Here is a 16,292-nt window from a genome sequence, read left to right as displayed (position 1 = left end):
TCAGACCTCGCCGAGATAGAACCGGGTGCCTTGATCGTCGGTGCACAGCGCGGACTTCCCGTACGCCTGTTGCGACGGCGCGTCGATGATCGAACCCCCCGCCTCCCCGACCCGCGCGACGGCGGCATCGATATCGGTGACGGTCCACATCGGCACGGTGACCGGTGCGTCGCAGCCTCCTGCGGCACCCGCCATGGGATGGGAGTCCCGGACAGCCCAGCCGTCAGAAATCCGGCCGGCGTCGAACGTCCAGGACAGCACGCGGCCGTAGAACGACCGCAAGCCGGCCGACTCGGGTGTTTCGTAGGTGATGTACGACAGGTCGCCCGGACCCGAACCGTTGAGCGCCGGACGGGGTTCGCCCGGCGCGGCGACGACGACACCGAACCGGCGGCCCTGCGAATCCGCGGCCGTGAGTACCGTGCCGAAGTCGAACTGCTCGACGTCGCCGATCGTGCCGCCGCCGTCGGTGATCGCCGCCCGTGCCGCCGCCAGATCGTCGACCGCATAGCAGCAGAACAGCGTGGAATCACCTGGGGTGGAGGACAATCCGATGCGCAGCCCGGGCTTGCGCACCCGACCCGTGGCCGGCTCGTATTGCCACCCCAGCACGTATCCGTAGAACGCGGCCGCCCGCTGCGCATCGGGCGTCCACAGCGCCACGTATGCGGCATCACCGTGCCGGATCGGCGCCACCGCGCCGGCCACAGGCCCGGTGAGCATCCACCGGTGCCCGAACGGGTCGACGATCGTGGCGTTACGCGCCTCGTGGGCGTCGTAGGGCTCCCGCTGCACATCGGCGCCGAGGTCGCGGGCGCGTCGCAACGCGGCGTCCACGTCGGGCACCGTGAGCATCAGGCTGACCGAGACATGCTGCCTCGCAGGCGCTTTCAGGCCCAGCTCGGGATACTCGTCGGCGAGGTAGAACACCCCGCCGGCGATCGCCAGTTCAGCGTGGCCGACGCGGCCGTCGTCCATCACGAACGGATCGCCGACGGCGGCGGCGCCGAAGGCGTCCGCGTACCAGGAGAGGGCCCGGCGGGCGTCGGCGACCGCGAGATACGGGATCGCGGCGGCCCTGGGGGGCGACGGGGCGGCCAGTTCCGCCAGGACGGTGTCGGTGCCGCTCATGCTCACTCCTCGGGTTCGCTCCGGTTGACGTTCGAACAGGTCCGCGGCAGCCTCCAGCCGCGACCGCAGTCGGGCGGCGAACGCCGGATCGGGCGCGACGGGAAGATCGCCGCCGCGCAGCACGTCCAACGGATCGTGGAATTCGCTCACGGCCTTCCTCCTTCCCGGTGGGGGTACTGCTCTCGGAACGCGCGCCGCGTGCGAACCAGCAGCGCTTCGGTGGCGTGCACCGTGCGGCCGATCAACTCGGCGCACTCACCGACCGAGCAGTCGTCCATGTAGCGCAGCGCCAGCACGGTGCGGTGCTGCTCGTTCAGCCGAGCCAGCACCTGTTCGGCGACGATGCGGTCCAGTTCGGCGTCCCACTCGTCGGGCGGGTCTTCCGCCGTTCCGCGGTCACCGCAGCGCCTGACGAAGTACCCGTAGACGGCGGGTAGAGCCTCGTCGTACAGCGCGAGCAGCGTCCGTGGAGCCCGGTCGGCCTCGGTTTCGGCGCTCACACCTTCATCGTCGCGGTGGACGGGCAGATTCCGACACCCGAGTTTCCAGCCCGGCCAGCCCGCCGGCCAGCAGATCGAACGCATCCCCCAGCGCGGCGGCCAGGGACACCGACTCGTCGGCCAGCCACTGCTCGTAGGCGGCCAGCGCCACCGCGAGCATCGTCCAGGCCGCGGTCTGGGGGAGGAGATCGGCAGGGGAGATGCCCAGTCGCGCCGCCACGAACGAGGCCACCACCGCCCGCCACCCGGCGTACATCGTCATCGAATACGCCTGCAGTGCTTCCGTTTCCAGAATCAGCCGCATGCGCTGGCGGTGCCGGTCGGCGTCGTCGAAATCGTTGAAGGCCAGCAGCGCGGAACGCAGCGCCTCGTGCACCGGCGCGTCCGGATCGGTGGCGGCCAACAGTCCCTGCATCAGACCGAGATGCGCGTCGAAGTCACCCCACGGCAGGGCGTTCTTCGAGGGGTAGTAGCGGAACAGGGTGCGGCGGGCGATGCCCGCCGCCGCCGCGACGTCGTCGACGCTGACATCGTCGAAGCCGCGCTCGGAGAACAGATCGATCGCGACGGCGCTGATGTGCTCCCAGCTCGTGGACCGGCGGCGGCCCACCCGTGCCCTGGCGGGTTGCATCGGCATCCCCCTTCCATTTAGGCACCCGGTGCCTTATTGTTGCGATCTGCGTCACAAATGTCGAGACCCCCGCCGGGGATCACCCAACAGAGAGGCGAGTGCCATGGAGCCGAGTCAGCACACCGAGAACGACGAGCTCGTCACCGAGAGCCTGGTCGAAGAGGTCTCCATCGACGGGATGTGCGGGGTCTACTGAGCATGACCGCGCCGACCTTCGATCCGGACCAGCGCTGGCGGCTGCATCCGCAGGTTGCCGTCCGGCCCGAGCCGTTCGGCGCGCTGCTCTACCACTTCGGGACCCGCAAGCTGTCGTTCCTGAAGAACCGGACGATCGTCGAGGTGATCAACTCGCTGGGTGATCACCCCGACGTTCGATCCGCTTGTCGCGCAGCAGGAGTCGAGGACTCCCAGCTGTCGCCCTACCTGCACGCGATGAGCGTGCTGGTCGCGTCGAACATGTTGATCGCAGGAGAGGACCGATGACCGTCACCGCACCCGTGCCCCGCCTGGTCGACCAGTTCGAACGCGGCCTGGACGCGCCGATCTGCCTGACGTGGGAGCTGACCTACGCCTGCAACCTGTCCTGCGTGCACTGTCTGTCCTCATCGGGCAAGCGCGATCCGCGCGAGCTGACCACGCGGCAGTGCATGGACATCATCGACGAGCTGGAACGCATGCAGGTGTTCTATGTGAACATCGGCGGCGGCGAGCCCACCGTGCGGTCGGATTTCTGGGAGCTCGTCGACTATGCGACGGCCCACCATGTCGGGGTCAAGTTCTCCACCAACGGCGTGCGCATCACCGAAGAGGTCGCGGCCAAGCTGGCGGCCAGCGACTACGTCGACGTGCAGATCTCGCTGGACGGCGCCACCGCGGAGGTCAACGACGCGGTGCGTGGTCCCGGTTCGTTCGCGATGGCGACGCGTGCGCTGGACAACCTGCGCGCGGCCGGCTTCACCGACGCCAAGATCTCGGTGGTCGTGACGCGCCACAACGTCGACCAACTCGACGACTTCAAGGCGCTGGCCGACGCCTACGGCGCGACGCTGCGCATCACCCGGCTGCGTCCCTCGGGCCGCGGCGCCGACGTCTGGGACGAACTGCACCCCACACCGGCCCAGCAGGTGCAGCTCTACGACTGGCTGGTCGCCCACGGCGAACGGGTGCTCACCGGCGACTCGTTCTTCCACCTGTCGGGGCTGGGCGAACCCGGCGCGCTGGCCGGGCTCAACCTGTGCGGAGCCGGTCGGGTGGTCTGCCTGATCGACCCCGTCGGCGACGTCTACGCCTGCCCGTTCGCCATCCACGACACGTTCCTGGCTGGAAACATCGTCACCGACAACGGTTTTCAGAGCGTCTGGCAGAACTCCGAGCTCTTCCGTGAGCTGCGCGAGCCGCAGTCGGCCGGGGCGTGCGGTAGCTGCGGACACTACGACGCGTGCCGCGGCGGGTGCATGGCTGCGAAGTTCTTCACCGGTCTGCCGCTGGACGGTCCTGATCCCGAGTGCGTCCAGGGGTACGGCGAACCCGCGCTGGCCCTGGACCGGGACAAGCCCAAGCCCAGCGTCGACCACTCGCGTAGCGGCGGCCGCACTCCCAAGGGCCCGATCCCGCTCACCCTGCTGAGCGCCCCTCCCAAGAAATTCTGCAACGAAAGTCCTGTGTAGTCCCATGGCACGTGATACCTGGTTCGAGACCGTCGCCATCGCCCAGCAGCGGGCGAAGAAGCGGCTGCCGAAATCGGCCTACTCCTCCCTGATCTCGGCGAGCGAGAAGGGCGTGACGGTTTCCGACAACGTCGAGTCGTTCGCCGAACTCGGCTTCGCGCCGCACGTCATCGGCGCCACCGAGAAGCGTGACATGGGGACAACGGTTCTGGGTCAGGGCATTTCGCTGCCGGTCATCATCTCGCCCACCGGCGTGCAGGCCGTCGACCCCGATGGCGAGGTGGCCGTCGCGCGCGCCGCCGCGGCCCGGGGTACCGCGATGGGGCTGTCCTCGTTCGCGAGCAAGCCCATCGAAGAGGTCACCGCGGTCAACGACAAGATCTTCTTCCAGATCTACTGGCTCGGCAGCCGCGACGACATCCTGGCGCGGATGGAACGAGCCCGGGCGGCCGGGGCCAAGGGCCTGATCTTGACCACCGACTGGAGCTTCTCGCACGGTCGCGACTGGGGCAGCCCGAAGATCCCCGAGCAGATGGACCTCAAGACCATGATCCGGATGTCTCCGGAGGTCATCACCAAGCCGCGGTGGTTCTTCAGCTTCGCCAAGCACCTGCGCCCGCCCGACCTGCGGGTTCCCAACCAGGGGCGGCGCGGTGAGACCGGCCCGACGTTCTTCGAGGCCTACGGCCAGTGGATGGGCACCCCTCCGCCGACGTGGGAAGACGTCGCGTGGCTGCGCGAACAGTGGGGTGGCCCGTTCCTGCTCAAGGGCATGGTGCGCGTCGACGACGCGAAACGTGCTGTCGATGCGGGTGTTTCGGCGATCACGGTGTCCAACCACGGTGGCAACAACCTGGACGGGACGCCGGCGGCGATCCGGTGCCTGCCGGCCATCGCCGATGCGGTGGGCGACCAGGTCGAGGTTTTGCTGGACGGCGGCATCAGGCGGGGCAGCGACGTCGTCAAGGCGGTTGCTCTGGGTGCCCGTGCGGTGATGATCGGCCGGGCCTATCTGTGGGGTCTGGCCGCCAACGGTCAGGCCGGTGTGGAGAACGTCCTGGACATCATGCGCGGTGGCGTCGATTCGGCGCTGATGGCACTGGGCAAGTCCTCGATTCACGATCTGACCCGCGACGATGTCCTGATTCCCGACGGTTTCACCCGCATCCTGGGGGCGTGAGCGCCGCTTCCTCGGGCCTGGTACGCGCGGGGCGGAGGGGGCGGACGTGAAACCGCTGTCCGCCCATGTGACGAACTGCGGGAAATCAACGGCCACGCATGCACCAACAACTGGCGCACACCAGGTGAATTCGGCCTACCATGCTCGCGTGGCTTTTCCCCGCGAGCTCGGGAACTCAACGTCGAGGCAGCTGCAGAATTCGTCGCCCGCGCTGGTCGTCCCGGTCGGTTCCACCGAGCAGCACGGACCTCATCTGCCGCTGGACACCGACACTCGCATCGCGACCGCCGTCGCCGACGCACTCGTGGCGCTCCTGCGAGAGCGGACGCCCGACCCGTGGATGGTTGCTCCGGCAATCGGTTACGGCGCCAGCGGTGAGCACGAGGGATTCGCCGGGACCGTTTCTATTGGCACACCGGCACTGGCGGAACTGCTCGTCGAGTTCGGGCGATCGGCGTGCCGGTGGGCATCGCGGCTGGTGTTCGTCAACGGCCACGGCGGCAACGTGGAGGCGCTGCGCCGGGCGGTCACCCTGCTGCGCTACGAGGGGCGCGACGCGGGCTGGTGCTCCTGCGTAGCTGCGCAGGCCGACGCGCACGCCGGCCATACTGAAACATCTGTATTGCTACATATTTCGCCGCACGTCGTGCGCGATGACCTTTTGGTGGCCGGTAACCTTTCGCCGTTGACGGAGTTGATGCCACAATTGCGCCGCGGGGGAGTCGCCGCCGTCAGTTCGCTGGGGATCCTGGGGGACCCCACGACGGCGACGGCGGAAGAAGGGGGCAGGATCTTTGCTGAGATGCTCGACGCGTGCATGGGCCGCGTCACTCGGTGGGCACCCGACCGCGAGGGGCTGTTGACGTGAACGGGCCTCGCCTGCCGGACGGCTTCGCCGTCCAGGTGGATCGACGCGTGCGCGTCCTCGGGGAGGGCGCCGCGCTGCTCGGCGGCTCGCCGACCAGACTGCTGCGGCTGGCGCCCGCCGCGCAAACGATGCTCACCGGCGGCAGGCTCGAAGTGCACGACGCGGTCAGCGCCCAATTGGCCCGCACTCTTCTCGATGCCACCGTGGCCCATCCCCGGCCGTTGACCGGACCGTCGCATCGTGACGTGACGGTCGTGATCCCGGTGCGGGACAACCCCACTGGCCTGACCCGGCTGCTCACTGCGCTGCGCGGGCTGCAGGTGGTGATCGTCGACGACGGCTCCGCGACACCGGTCAGCGACACCGACTTCGACGGCGTGCACTGCGACCTCCGGATTCTGCGCCTGGACCGCAGCAAGGGCCCGGCCGCCGCCCGCAACGCCGGGCTGGCGGCCTGCAACACCGACTTCGTGGCGTTCCTCGACTCCGACGTGGTGCCGCGCCGAGGCTGGCTCGAGGCGCTGCTCGGACATTTCTGCGACCCGGCCGTCGCGCTCGTCGCGCCGCGAATCGTCGCGCTGCATCCGTCCGACAGCGTCGTGGCCCGGTACGAGGCCGTCCGCTCGTCGCTGGACCTCGGGCTGCGGGAGGCGCCGGTGGTGCCGTTCGGCACCGTCTCCTACGTGCCCAGTGCCGCGATCATCTGCCGGCGCAGGGTGCTGATCGAGTTGGGCGGCTTCGACGAGACCCTGACCTCCGGCGAGGATGTCGATCTGTGCTGGCGGCTCAACGAGGCAGGCGCGCGGCTGCGCTACGAGCCGATCGCGATGGTTGCCCATGACCACCGCACCGAGCTACGAAAGTGGTTCGCGCGCAAGTCTTTCTACGGCGGATCGGCAGCACCGCTGTCCATCCGCCATCCCGGCAAGACCGCCCCGCTGGTGATCTCGGGCTGGACGCTGGTGGTCTGGATGCTGGTTGCGCTCGGCTCTTGTTTCGGATACGTGGCGTCGGCGGCGGTGGCCGCGATCACCGGCCGGCGAATCGCCAAGTCGCTGTCGAGCGTGCAGACCGAACCCCTGGAGGTGGCCGTGGTCGCCGCACAGGGTCTGTGGTCGGCGGCGCTGCAACTGGCGTCGGCGATCTGCCGGCACTACTGGCCGGTGGCCCTTGTCGCGGCGGTCCTCTCTCGGCGGTGTCGCCAGGTGGTGTTGGTGGCCGCGGTGCTCGACGGGGTGTTCGACTGGGCCACCCGCAGCCATGGCAGCGCCGACGACGACACGAAGCGTGTCGGGGTGTTCACCTACCTGTTGCTCAAGCGACTCGACGACATCGCCTACGGTCTCGGACTCTGGACCGGGGTGGTGCGGGAACGCCACGCCGGGGCGCTCAAGCCGCAGATCCGAACCTGAGGCCCGTTGGCTGACGTCCTGATCATCGGCGCGGGCAGCGCCGGATCCGTCCTGGCGGAGCGGCTCTCCGCCGACGAGCGCTGCCACGTCGTCGTCGTCGAATCGGGGCCCGCCCCCACCGATCCGCGGGTCGGAGATCAGATCACCGACGGCCTGCGGCTGCCGCTGGGGGAGGCGAGCGCGGTCGCGCGGCGCTACACCACCACCCTCACCGACCATCCGCGGCGCTCGGTGCAGATCATGCGCGGCGCGGTCGTCGGCGGATCCGGCGCGATCAACGGCGGGTACTTCTGCCGGGCGCTACCCGCCGACGTCGACGGATGGGGGCTGCCGGGGTGGGCATGGGCCGACGTGCTGCCGCACTTCAAGGCCATCGAGCGCGACCTCGACTTCGGCGGCGAGCCGCACGGCACGGCGGGACCGATCACGGTGCGCCGCGTCGCCGAATTCGACGGTTCCACAGCGGCCTTCGTCCGCTCGGCCCGGGATGCGGGCTTTGCGTGGGTCGACGACCTGAACGGTTCGACCCTCCAGCGGCCGGTGCCGCCGGGGGTCGGAGCGGTGCCGCTGAACATCGACCGCGGCACGCGGGTCGGCCCCGGCGGGGCGTTCCTCGAACCGGCGATGCACCGGCGCAACCTGACGGTGCTCACCGACACCCGGGTCGGCCGGATCCGGTTCGACGGCGGCCGCGCGGTCGGGGCCGACGTCATCGGACCGGGCGGACCCGCCACGCTGCGTGCCGATCGGGTGGTGCTGTGCGCCGGGGCCATCGGCTCGGCGCATCTGCTGATGCTGTCGGGCATCGGGCCTGCCGCCGTGCTGAGCGGCGCCGGGGTGCCGGTCGCGGTCGACCTGCCGGTGGGGGTCGACACGGTCGACCACCCGGAGTGGGTGCTGCCCGTCAGCTGGCCGGCCACCCATGGTGTGCCGCCGCTGGAGGCGGTGCTCACCACTGCCGACGGGGTGGAGATCCGGCCGTACACGGCGGGCTTCGGCGCGATGACCACCGGCCGTCGCGACGACCCGACCGATCAGCCCCACCTCGGCGTGACGCTGATGCGGCCGGTCTCGCGGGGCCGGATCACGCTCGCGTCGGCCGATCCCGACCGCGACCCCGTGATCGAGCACCGGTACGACAGCGCGCCCGCCGATGGCCGCCTGCTGCGTGACGGCACCGCGGTCGCCCTCGAAATCGCCGGCGACACAGTGCAAGCGGAGCCGTCCTGGGCGACGTCGCAGCACCTGTGCGGCACCGCGCGGATGGGTCGCGACACCGACGCGGCCGCCGTGGTGGACACCCGGTGCCGGGTACGGGGCGTCGAGGGGTTGTGGGTGGTCGACGGGTCGGTGCTGCCGTCGATCCCCAGTCGCGGTCCGCACGCGACCATCGTGATGGCCGCTCACCGTGCCGCGGAGTTCATCGCCTGAACAGCTGCCTGCCGTCGCGGCCCGGCGCCCACGCGGCGACGAAGACGGCTGCGACGACCAGCAGGATCGACAGGACCAGCAGCGCCTGATCGGTGGCGTGCAGGAACGCCGACCGGGCGACGTCGGCCAGTGGCCCGCCCTGTGGACCCAGGTGCTCGGCCAGCGCCAGCGCCGAGGCGAGCGAATCGGTGGCGGTGTGGCGGATCTGCTCACCGAAACCGGTCAGCTGCGGGGTCAGGGAGTCACGGTAGGACGCGGCGAGGGTCGAGCCGGCCACCGCGATGCCGAGCGCGGCGCCCACCTCTCGGGTGGCGTCGTTGACCGCCGACGCGACGCCCTGCTTCTCGTCGGGCGCCGCGTTCATGATCGCTGAAGTCGTTGGTGCGGTGGACAATCCGATGCCAGTGGCGATGATCAGCATCGGCCACATCAGGTCGAGGAACGTGGCGTCCGCCTCGACGAAGCGCATGCAGAACAGTCCGGCGGCGATCAGCAGCAGACCGACGGTGACCGACAGCCGCAGACCCACCTTCGGCAGGTACAGGTGCATGGTGGCGCCGAGGATCAGCACCGGGACCGCCAGCGGTGAGAGCGCGAAGGCGGTCTGCAGCGCGGTGTAGCCCAACACGAGCTGCATGAACTGCATCGCGATGAAGAAGAACCCGAAGTTCGCGAGGAACAGGACCGTGATTCCGACAGCGCCGGTCGCGAAGTCCGGCCTGCGGAACAGCCGTACGTCGAGCAGGGGATGGCGCCGCCGCTGCTGCACCACGGTGAACAAGCCGGCCAGCACCACGCCGCCGGCCAGGGTGTCGATTACCAGCGGATCAGTCCAGCCGCGGGCCGGCGCCTCGACGACGCCGAGCACGAACACCGCGATCGCGGTGCCGATCAGCGCGGCGCCCAGCCAATCGATCGGGGTGGCGGTCTGGTCGCGCGAGCTGCCGATGGTGCAGGTGAGCGCGAACATCGCCAGCGCCGCCGCGGCGAACGCGACGAAGATCGACTGCCACGAGAAATGCTGCAACAGAACACCTGTGCCGAGGAATCCGAAGATCGCACCCGACCCCGCGACGCCGGCCCAGATGCCCACGGCCTTGTTGCGCTCGGCCTTCGGGAACGCGGCGGTGAGCAGCGACAGTGTCGCAGGCATGATGAACGCCGCGCCGGCGCCTGCCGCGGCGCGGGCGGCGATGAGCTGAGTCGGACTGTCGAACAGGATCGGGGCCGCCGAGGCCAGCGCGAAGATCACCAGCCCCAGCAGCAGCGCCCCGCGCCGTCCGTAGCGGTCGCCGAGGGCGCCGGCGGGCAACAGCAGGCACGCCAGCGCCAGGGTGTAGCCGTCCACGATCCAGGTGAGTTGGCTCTGGGTCGCCGACGTCTGGACCGCGATGTCGGGCAGGGCGGCGTTGAGCGCGACCATCGACGAGATGACCATCAGTACGTCGATGCTCGCGACGGCCAGCAGCCAACGCCGTGCGCGCGGGGACAGGCGGGCGATCCCGGCGTCGATATCCTGATCTGACTGCGTGAGGGTGTCGGCCATGGGCTCTCTCTCGCCGGAGACTTTCGAGACTAACAGTCTCGCTGAGAGACCGATAGTCTTGTTGTTCCCGCTGTGAAGGTGGTGGAAACCATGACGGCCGCCAGTGGCGACCCGAGGCCGGCCCGGTCCCGCGCCCGTCTGCTCGACGCGGCGACGGCGCTGCTGCGTGCCGGCGGTCCCGGCGCGGTGACCATCGACGCGGTCACCCGGCAGGCCAACGTCGCGCGCGCCACGCTCTACCGCCACTTCCCGAGCGCGAATGATCTTGTGGCAGCGGCATTCATGAGCCTGATCCCGCCGCCGCCGATGCCGCCGGATTCGGGCACCCTTCGCGAGCGGCTCATCGCGGTCGTGGGCGAGTGGGCCGCATCGATCGCCGAGGCCCCGACGACGCTGACCGCGATGGCCTGGCTGTCGCTCGGCCCCGACATCGCCGCGGTGCCGTCGGCGGGTCAGGGCGGCGCGCAGGTCCGGTCACTGAGGGAGCGGATCGCCGAACAGTATTCGGCACCCTTCGACGCGGTCTTCGACAGCCCGGAGGCCGCCGAGCAGCTCGGGCCGGTGGACCGGCCCACCGCGTTCGCTCTGCTGATCGGCCCGCTCGCCTTCGGCAGACTCAGCACGCTGATCGACTTCGACTACCGCACCGTCGCGGTCGCCGCGGTCGACGGCTTCCTCGCGGTCAGCGCAGCGAATAGCGGACCGGCAGGTGCTTGAGTCCGCCGACGAACGTCGTGGCGGCCAGTTCGGGCTCGCCGGCCAGTTCGATCGACTCGAGCCGCGGAACCAACTCGGTGAAGATGCTGTTCATCTCCATCCGGGCCAGGGCCGCGCCGAGGCAGAAGTGCACGCCGTAGCCGAAGGACACGTGCCGGTTGGGGTCGCGGGCGATGTCGAATCGGAATGGTTCGTCGAAGATCTCCTCGTCGCGGTTGCCCGACACATACGCCAGGTACACGGACTCGCCCTTGGCGATGGGCACCCCGCGCACCGTGGTGTCCTCGGCCGCGGTGCGCATGAACTCCTTGACCGGGGTCGTCCAGCGGATCATCTCCTCGACCGCGGTCGGCATCAGGTCGAGGTTGTCCCGCAGCCGGGCCAGCTCGTCCTGGTTCTCGATCAGGGCGAGCAGACCGCCGGAGATCGCGTCCTTGGTGGTGTCGTGGCCGGCGCTGGCGACGATCACGTAGTACGACGCGGTGTCGATGTCCGACATCGGCTCGCCGTCGATCTTGCCGTTGGCGATCGCCGAGGCCAGGTCGTCGGTCGGGTTCTCGCGGCGCGACGCGGTCAGCGTGGAGAAGTAGGCGAAAAAGTCCAGCAGCACCGCCATCTGGTCCTCCGGGCTGACGCCGCGCTGGTACTCGTCGTCGTCGCCACCGAACATCTCCTGGGTCAGCGAGTGCATCCGGCCGAAGTCCTCCTCCGGCAGGCCGAGCAGCGAAAGAATCACGTAGAGCGGAAAATTGACCGCGATGTCGGTGACGAAGTCGCATTCGGGCCCGATGTCGCGCATCCGGTCCACGTACCGCTTGGCCAGCTCGTCGACTCTCACCTTGAGGTCGCGCATGGCCTTGGGCCGGAACCAGTCGGCGCCGATCGCGCGCACTTTGCGGTGGTGTGGATCGTCCATGTGGATCAGCGTGCGGATACCCATGCCGGCCTCCATCTGGGCGGCCATGTAGTCGTCGGCGGCAGCGGTCGACAGCAGCGGGCGCGGCTCGGACAGGAACAGGTCGTTGGCGCGTTCGATGGCCATGATGTCGGCGTGCTTGGTGATCGCCCAGAACGGACGGTAGGGCGGGTTGTCCACCCACGCGACGGGCTCGTTGGCCCGCAGATGGGTGAGCGCTGCGTGCAACCGGGCGTCGTCGGCGTATGCCGTGGGGTCGGCCAGGGCTTTGGCGGCGTCGTCCATCGTGCGTGGGGTCATGAAGCTCTCCTCGGGGGGTACTTGACGCGTGTCAACTGCAGGCATCTTATGTGACGGGCGCCACGTAGCGGAAGCACTTCGGCGACACGGCTAAGCTCGGATCCCGTGACGCCCGCAACGGTTCTCCTGCGGGCGCTGTGCGTCCTGGTGGCCGTCGCGCTGATCGCCGGATGCGCTGGCGGCCGCGGCGAGTCGCCCCCGCCGCCACCGGCCGACCCGGCGCTGGCGCAGACCGCCGCGGGAACGCTGCGCGGCGTCGTCGCCGAGGACCATCGGCTTTTCGCCGGAATTCCTTATGCCGCACCGCCTGTCGGTCCGCTCAGGTTCGCCGATCCGGAGCCGGCCGAACCGTGGGCGGGCGTGCGCGACGCGACGAAGTTCGGACCGCGATGCATGCAGAGCCTCGGCGGGGACCTCGAACTCGGCCGCCAGACCGACGAGGACTGCCTGAGTCTCAACGTGTGGACGCCTCCGGCGGCCTCGGCGCAGCCACGCCCGGTGATGGTGTGGATCCACGGCGGAGCCTTCGTCAATGGCAGCGGCAAGATCTACGACGCCGGGAGGCTGGCGGCGCGCGGCGACATCGTCGTCGTCACCATCAACTACCGCCTCGGCGCGCTGGGCTTTCTGGCCCATCCGGCACTCGGGCCCCCCGGTGAGGTCGGCAACTACGGCCTGGCCGACCAGCAGGCGGCGCTGCGCTGGGTCCGCGACAACATCGCCGCGTTCGGGGGCGATCCCGACCGTGTGACGGTGGCGGGGGAGTCCGCGGGCGGCATGTCGGTGTGCGACCACCTCGTCGCGCCCGGCTCCCGCGGGCTGTTCTCCGCCGCGATCATCCAGAGCGGGCCGTGTCAGGCGCAGGCCGCACTGCCGGTCGCCCAGGACCGCTCCGTGGAGTACGCGGCGGGCCGCGGCTGCGCGGACCCGGTCGAGGCCGCCGCTTGTCTGCGAGCGTTGCCCGCCGACAAGCTGCGCGATCCGGCGTGGTTCTACAACATCGGCGACGACGAGCTCACCGGTCCGGTGACCGGCACGGCCGCGCTGCCCCGCGACCCGATGGGCACGATCGGCGGCGCCGACGCGCAGCGGGTGCCCGTACTGATGGGCACCACCCGCGACGAGTTCACGCTGTTCGTCGGTATGCAGTACGTGCGCGAGGGGGTCCGGTACGGCCCGCAGGACTACCCGCGGCTGCTGGCCGATGCCTTCGGCCGCAACGCGGCGGCGGTGGCCCAGCGCTATCCGCTGACCGACTATCCGAGCGTCCCGCTCGCCTACTCCGCTGCCGTCACCGACGGCGTGTTCTCGTGCATCGGGGACCGGATGGCGCGGGCGATCACCAGCAGTCCCGTCTACTTCTACGAGTTCAACGACCGGGCCGCGCCGGCGCCCGAGTCGCTGCGGACCCTGCCGTTCCCGGTCGGGGCCAGCCACTCCCTGGAACTGCGGTACCTGTTCGACGTCGGGGGAACGCCGCCCCTGGACCCGGCGCAGCAGAAACTGTCTGACGAGATGATCGACTACTGGTCGTCGTTCGTGAAGTCGGCGTCGCCGAACACCGACGGCCGGCCGCAGTGGGACGCGTTCGGCGACGGCAACCGGGTGATGTCCCTGCAGCCCGACGGCAGCCGGATGATCGACTCCTTCGGTGACGAACATCAGTGCGCGTTCTGGGCCGGGCTACGCTAGCCGGGAGCCCCACCCATCCCGGTGACCTCACCTCTGCACGGTGTGCAGGAAGAGTGCGAGTGAACCCCGCCAAAAGGTGAAGAGGTGGGACGGGTGATGCCGTCCGACCCGACGGGAAGCCGCACCCGAGCGCCTCCGACCAGGGATTTGGAGCACGCCGGGATCTGAGGCATACTGTTCGGGTTGCCTTGAGCCGGGTTCGCCTGGTCGGGCATGCGACTGGCGCCCCTCGCGGGGCGCATCCGGTCCCCACCTCGATTTCGGGCGACACACCCGACCGCGGGGGCCGGTGAACCACAGACAGGTAAACAGCGGCGGCACAGCCAGGCCCTTCGAGGGCCCGTTAGTAGTGAGGTAGGAGAAGCGTGGCGGGACAAAAGATCCGCATCAGGCTCAAGGCCTACGACCATGAGGCGATCGACGCCTCTGCGCGCAAGATCGTCGAGACGGTCACCCGGACGGGCGCGAGTGTGGTCGGCCCGGTGCCGCTGCCGACCGAGAAGAACGTGTACTGCGTCATCCGCTCCCCGCACAAGTACAAGGACTCGCGGGAGCACTTCGAGATGCGTACCCACAAGCGGCTGATCGACATTCTCGACCCGACGCCGAAGACCGTTGACGCCCTGATGCGCATCGATCTGCCTGCCAGCGTCGACGTCAACATCCAGTAGGAGATTCCAGAAACCATGGCTAGAAAAGGCATTCTGGGCACCAAGCTGGGCATGACGCAGGTGTTCGACGAGAACAACAAGGTCGTGCCGGTGACGGTCGTCAAGGCCGGGCCCAACGTCGTGACGCGCATCCGCACCCAGGAGCGCGACGGCTACAGCGCCGTGCAGCTCGCCTACGGCGAGATCAGCCCCCGCAAGGTCACCAAGCCGGTGACGGGCCAGTTCGCCGCCGCCGGCATCAACCCGCGCCGGCACCTCGCCGAGCTGCGGCTCGACGACGAGACCGCTGCCGCGGAGTACGAGGTGGGTCAGGAACTGACCGCCGAGATCTTCGCCGACGGCGCCTACGTCGACGTGACCGGCACCAGCAAGGGCAAGGGTTTCGCGGGAACCATGAAGCGCCACGGCTTCAAGGGCCAGGGCGCCAGCCACGGTGCACAGGCCGTGCACCGTCGGCCGGGCTCGATCGGTGGCTGCGCCACCCCGGGCCGCGTGTTCAAGGGCACGCGCATGTCGGGCCGGATGGGTAGCGACCGCGTCACCACGCAGAACCTGAAGGTGCACAAGGTCGACGCCGAGAACGGCGTGCTGTTGATCAAGGGCGCCGTCCCCGGGCGCAACGGTGGACTCGTGGTTGTCCGCAGCGCAATCAAGCGAGGCGAGAAGGCATGACTGTGAAAATTGATGTGCTGACACCGGCAGGCAAGAAGGACGGCTCGGTCGAGCTGCCCGCCGAGCTGTTCGATGTCGAGCCCAACATCGCGCTGATGCACCAGGTGGTTACCGCGCAGCTCGCGGCCAAGCGCCAGGGCACGCACGCGACCAAGACCCGCGGCGAGGTCTCCGGCGGCGGCAAGAAGCCGTACCGGCAGAAGGGCACCGGCCGCGCCCGTCAGGGCTCGACGCGTGCGCCGCAGTTCACCGGCGGTGGCGTCGTGCACGGCCCGCAGCCCCGCGACTACAGCCAGCGCACGCCGAAGAAGATGATCGCCGCCGCGCTGCGCAGTGCGCTGTCGGACCGGGCGCGCAACGAGCGCATCCACGCGGTCACCGAGCTGGTCGAGGGCCAGACGCCGTCGACCAAGAGCGCCAAGTCGTTCCTGGCCACGCTGACCGATCGCAAGCAGGTGCTGGTGGTCATCGGCCGCGCCGACCAGACCAGCGCGCTGAGCGTGCGCAATCTGCCTGGCGTGCATGTGATCTCGCCGGACCAGTTGAACACCTACGACGTGCTCAAGGCCGACGACGTGGTGTTCAGCGTCGAGGCGCTCAACGCCTACATCGCCGGCGCGCAGAAGACCGAGAAGAGTGAGGTGTCGGCCTGATGGCTACCGTGACCGATCCCCGCGACATCATCTTGTCCCCGGTGATCTCGGAGAAGTCCTACGGGCTCATCGAGGACAACGTGTACACGTTCGTCGTGCACCCGGACTCGAACAAGACGCAGATCAAGATCGCCGTCGAGAAGATCTTCAAGGTCAAGGTCGCGTCGGTGAACACGGCCAACCGGCAGGGCAAGCGCAAGCGCACCCGCACCGGCTACGGCAAGCGCAAGGACACCAAGCGCGCCATCGTGACGCTGGCTGCGGGAAGCAAGCCCATCGACCTGTTCGGAGCGCCAGCGTGAGCC

General features: G+C 69.4%; 18 protein-coding genes. 13 read left to right on the top strand and 5 right to left on the bottom strand.

Annotation, left to right across the window (positions count from 1 at the left end; genetic code table 11):
- The 3 genes from G6N45_RS26780 to mftR are packed head-to-tail and all read right to left on the bottom strand — an operon-like array spanning position 1 to position 2,262.
- Positions 1-1,281, bottom strand: coding sequence for a VOC family protein (locus G6N45_RS26780; protein WP_163727129.1), 1,281 nt, complete (start codon positions 1,279-1,281; stop codon positions 1-3).
- Positions 1,278-1,631: an RNA polymerase sigma factor gene (locus G6N45_RS26775; RefSeq protein ID WP_179965248.1), complete on the bottom strand. Its 354-nt coding sequence runs from the start codon at positions 1,629-1,631 to the stop codon at positions 1,278-1,280. Before G6N45_RS26775 ends, G6N45_RS26780 begins: the two co-directional genes overlap by 4 nt.
- A gap of 4 nt (positions 1,632-1,635) precedes the next feature.
- Positions 1,636-2,262, bottom strand: coding sequence for a mycofactocin system transcriptional regulator MftR (mftR, locus tag G6N45_RS26770; RefSeq protein WP_163729133.1), 627 nt, complete (start codon positions 2,260-2,262; stop codon positions 1,636-1,638).
- 103 nt (positions 2,263-2,365) lie between these two features.
- Here mftR and mftA point away from each other — a divergent pair, with 103 nt between their 5' ends.
- The 7 genes from mftA (at position 2,366) to mftG (ending at position 8,820) form a co-directional block, all read left to right on the top strand.
- Positions 2,366-2,458: a mycofactocin precursor MftA gene (mftA, locus tag G6N45_RS26765; protein WP_073682527.1), complete on the top strand. Its 93-nt coding sequence runs from the start codon at positions 2,366-2,368 to the stop codon at positions 2,456-2,458.
- Between the two features lie 2 nt (positions 2,459-2,460).
- Entirely contained in the window at positions 2,461-2,745 is a 285-nt protein-coding gene (gene mftB / locus G6N45_RS26760) for a mycofactocin biosynthesis chaperone MftB (RefSeq protein WP_048419644.1), read from the top strand.
- Positions 2,742-3,929 carry a mycofactocin radical SAM maturase gene (gene mftC / locus G6N45_RS26755; RefSeq protein WP_163727122.1) on the top strand — a complete coding sequence of 396 codons (1,188 nt, stop codon included), beginning with the start codon at positions 2,742-2,744 and terminating at the stop codon, positions 3,927-3,929. The genes mftB and mftC overlap by 4 nt, the downstream gene beginning before the upstream one ends.
- Before the next feature lie 4 nt (positions 3,930-3,933).
- Positions 3,934-5,109 (top strand): pre-mycofactocin synthase MftD, encoded by a 1,176-nt coding sequence (gene mftD / locus G6N45_RS26750; RefSeq protein WP_163727106.1) that lies wholly within the window; start codon positions 3,934-3,936, stop codon positions 5,107-5,109.
- Positions 5,110-5,233: 124 nt separating this feature from the next.
- Positions 5,234-5,977 (top strand): mycofactocin biosynthesis peptidyl-dipeptidase MftE, encoded by a 744-nt coding sequence (gene mftE / locus G6N45_RS26745; RefSeq protein WP_163729129.1) that lies wholly within the window; start codon positions 5,234-5,236, stop codon positions 5,975-5,977.
- A complete protein-coding gene (gene mftF, locus G6N45_RS26740) occupies positions 5,974-7,389 on the top strand; it encodes a mycofactocin biosynthesis glycosyltransferase MftF (protein ID WP_163727102.1) in 1,416 nt (471 codons plus the stop codon). The genes mftE and mftF overlap by 4 nt, the downstream gene beginning before the upstream one ends.
- Positions 7,390-7,395: 6 nt before the next feature.
- Entirely contained in the window at positions 7,396-8,820 is a 1,425-nt protein-coding gene (mftG, locus tag G6N45_RS26735; RefSeq protein WP_163727100.1) for a mycofactocin dehydrogenase MftG, read from the top strand.
- Here the strand turns inward: mftG and G6N45_RS26730 are convergent.
- Positions 8,810-10,366 carry an MFS transporter gene (locus tag G6N45_RS26730; protein ID WP_163727094.1) on the bottom strand — a complete coding sequence of 519 codons (1,557 nt, stop codon included), beginning with the start codon at positions 10,364-10,366 and terminating at the stop codon, positions 8,810-8,812. The two genes, mftG and G6N45_RS26730, sit on opposite strands and share 11 nt — an antisense overlap.
- 90 nt (positions 10,367-10,456) lie before the next feature.
- On the opposite strand from G6N45_RS26730, the gene G6N45_RS26725 reads away from it, so the two are divergent.
- Entirely contained in the window at positions 10,457-11,083 is a 627-nt protein-coding gene (locus tag G6N45_RS26725) for a TetR/AcrR family transcriptional regulator (protein WP_163727091.1), read from the top strand.
- Here the strand turns inward: G6N45_RS26725 and G6N45_RS26720 are convergent.
- Entirely contained in the window at positions 11,049-12,299 is a 1,251-nt protein-coding gene (locus G6N45_RS26720; protein ID WP_163727087.1) for a cytochrome P450, read from the bottom strand. The two genes, G6N45_RS26725 and G6N45_RS26720, sit on opposite strands and share 35 nt — an antisense overlap.
- Before the next feature lie 105 nt (positions 12,300-12,404).
- Between G6N45_RS26720 and G6N45_RS26715 the strand changes: the two genes are divergently transcribed.
- From G6N45_RS26715 to rplW, 5 genes are all read left to right on the top strand, one after another.
- Positions 12,405-13,991 (top strand): carboxylesterase/lipase family protein, encoded by a 1,587-nt coding sequence (locus G6N45_RS26715; RefSeq protein WP_246228805.1) that lies wholly within the window; start codon positions 12,405-12,407, stop codon positions 13,989-13,991.
- 365 nt (positions 13,992-14,356) lie between these two features.
- Entirely contained in the window at positions 14,357-14,662 is a 306-nt protein-coding gene (gene rpsJ / locus G6N45_RS26710) for a 30S ribosomal protein S10 (protein WP_003883485.1), read from the top strand.
- 15 nt (positions 14,663-14,677) lie between these two features.
- On the top strand, positions 14,678-15,334 hold the full coding sequence (gene rplC / locus G6N45_RS26705; RefSeq protein WP_057151140.1) for a 50S ribosomal protein L3: 657 nt from the start codon (positions 14,678-14,680) through the stop codon (positions 15,332-15,334).
- Complete coding sequence (gene rplD, locus G6N45_RS26700) at positions 15,331-15,987, top strand: 50S ribosomal protein L4 (protein ID WP_057151139.1); 657 nt, start codon at positions 15,331-15,333, stop codon at positions 15,985-15,987. Before rplC ends, rplD begins: the two co-directional genes overlap by 4 nt.
- Positions 15,987-16,289 carry a 50S ribosomal protein L23 gene (rplW, locus tag G6N45_RS26695; RefSeq protein WP_163727083.1) on the top strand — a complete coding sequence of 101 codons (303 nt, stop codon included), beginning with the start codon at positions 15,987-15,989 and terminating at the stop codon, positions 16,287-16,289. Before rplD ends, rplW begins: the two co-directional genes overlap by 1 nt.
- The last annotated feature ends 3 nt before the right edge of the window (positions 16,290-16,292 follow it).

The organism is Mycolicibacterium psychrotolerans (genome assembly GCF_010729305.1).
GTDB classification, from domain to species: domain Bacteria; phylum Actinomycetota; class Actinomycetes; order Mycobacteriales; family Mycobacteriaceae; genus Mycobacterium; species Mycobacterium psychrotolerans.
Note: the sequence above shows the minus strand (reverse complement) of the source record. Positions and strands in the feature narration are given on the sequence as shown.

What these genes read in the sequence shown, in the direction of transcription:
- G6N45_RS26730 (WP_163727094.1), bottom strand. Translation starts at nt 10,366, where the DNA reads ATGGCCGACACCCTCACGCAGTCAGATCAGGATATCGACGCCGGGATC.
- rplD (WP_057151139.1), top strand. Translation starts at nt 15,331, where the DNA reads ATGACTGTGAAAATTGATGTGCTGACACCGGCAGGCAAGAAGGACGGC.
- rplW (WP_163727083.1), top strand. Translation starts at nt 15,987, where the DNA reads ATGGCTACCGTGACCGATCCCCGCGACATCATCTTGTCCCCGGTGATC.
- mftA (WP_073682527.1), top strand. Translation starts at nt 2,366, where the DNA reads ATGGAGCCGAGTCAGCACACCGAGAACGACGAGCTCGTCACCGAGAGC.
- rplC (WP_057151140.1), top strand. Translation starts at nt 14,678, where the DNA reads ATGGCTAGAAAAGGCATTCTGGGCACCAAGCTGGGCATGACGCAGGTG.
- mftR (WP_163729133.1), bottom strand. Translation starts at nt 2,262, where the DNA reads ATGCAACCCGCCAGGGCACGGGTGGGCCGCCGCCGGTCCACGAGCTGG.
- G6N45_RS26720 (WP_163727087.1), bottom strand. Translation starts at nt 12,299, where the DNA reads ATGACCCCACGCACGATGGACGACGCCGCCAAAGCCCTGGCCGACCCC.
- mftB (WP_048419644.1), top strand. Translation starts at nt 2,461, where the DNA reads ATGACCGCGCCGACCTTCGATCCGGACCAGCGCTGGCGGCTGCATCCG.
- mftD (WP_163727106.1), top strand. Translation starts at nt 3,934, where the DNA reads ATGGCACGTGATACCTGGTTCGAGACCGTCGCCATCGCCCAGCAGCGG.
- G6N45_RS26725 (WP_163727091.1), top strand. Translation starts at nt 10,457, where the DNA reads ATGACGGCCGCCAGTGGCGACCCGAGGCCGGCCCGGTCCCGCGCCCGT.
- mftC (WP_163727122.1), top strand. Translation starts at nt 2,742, where the DNA reads ATGACCGTCACCGCACCCGTGCCCCGCCTGGTCGACCAGTTCGAACGC.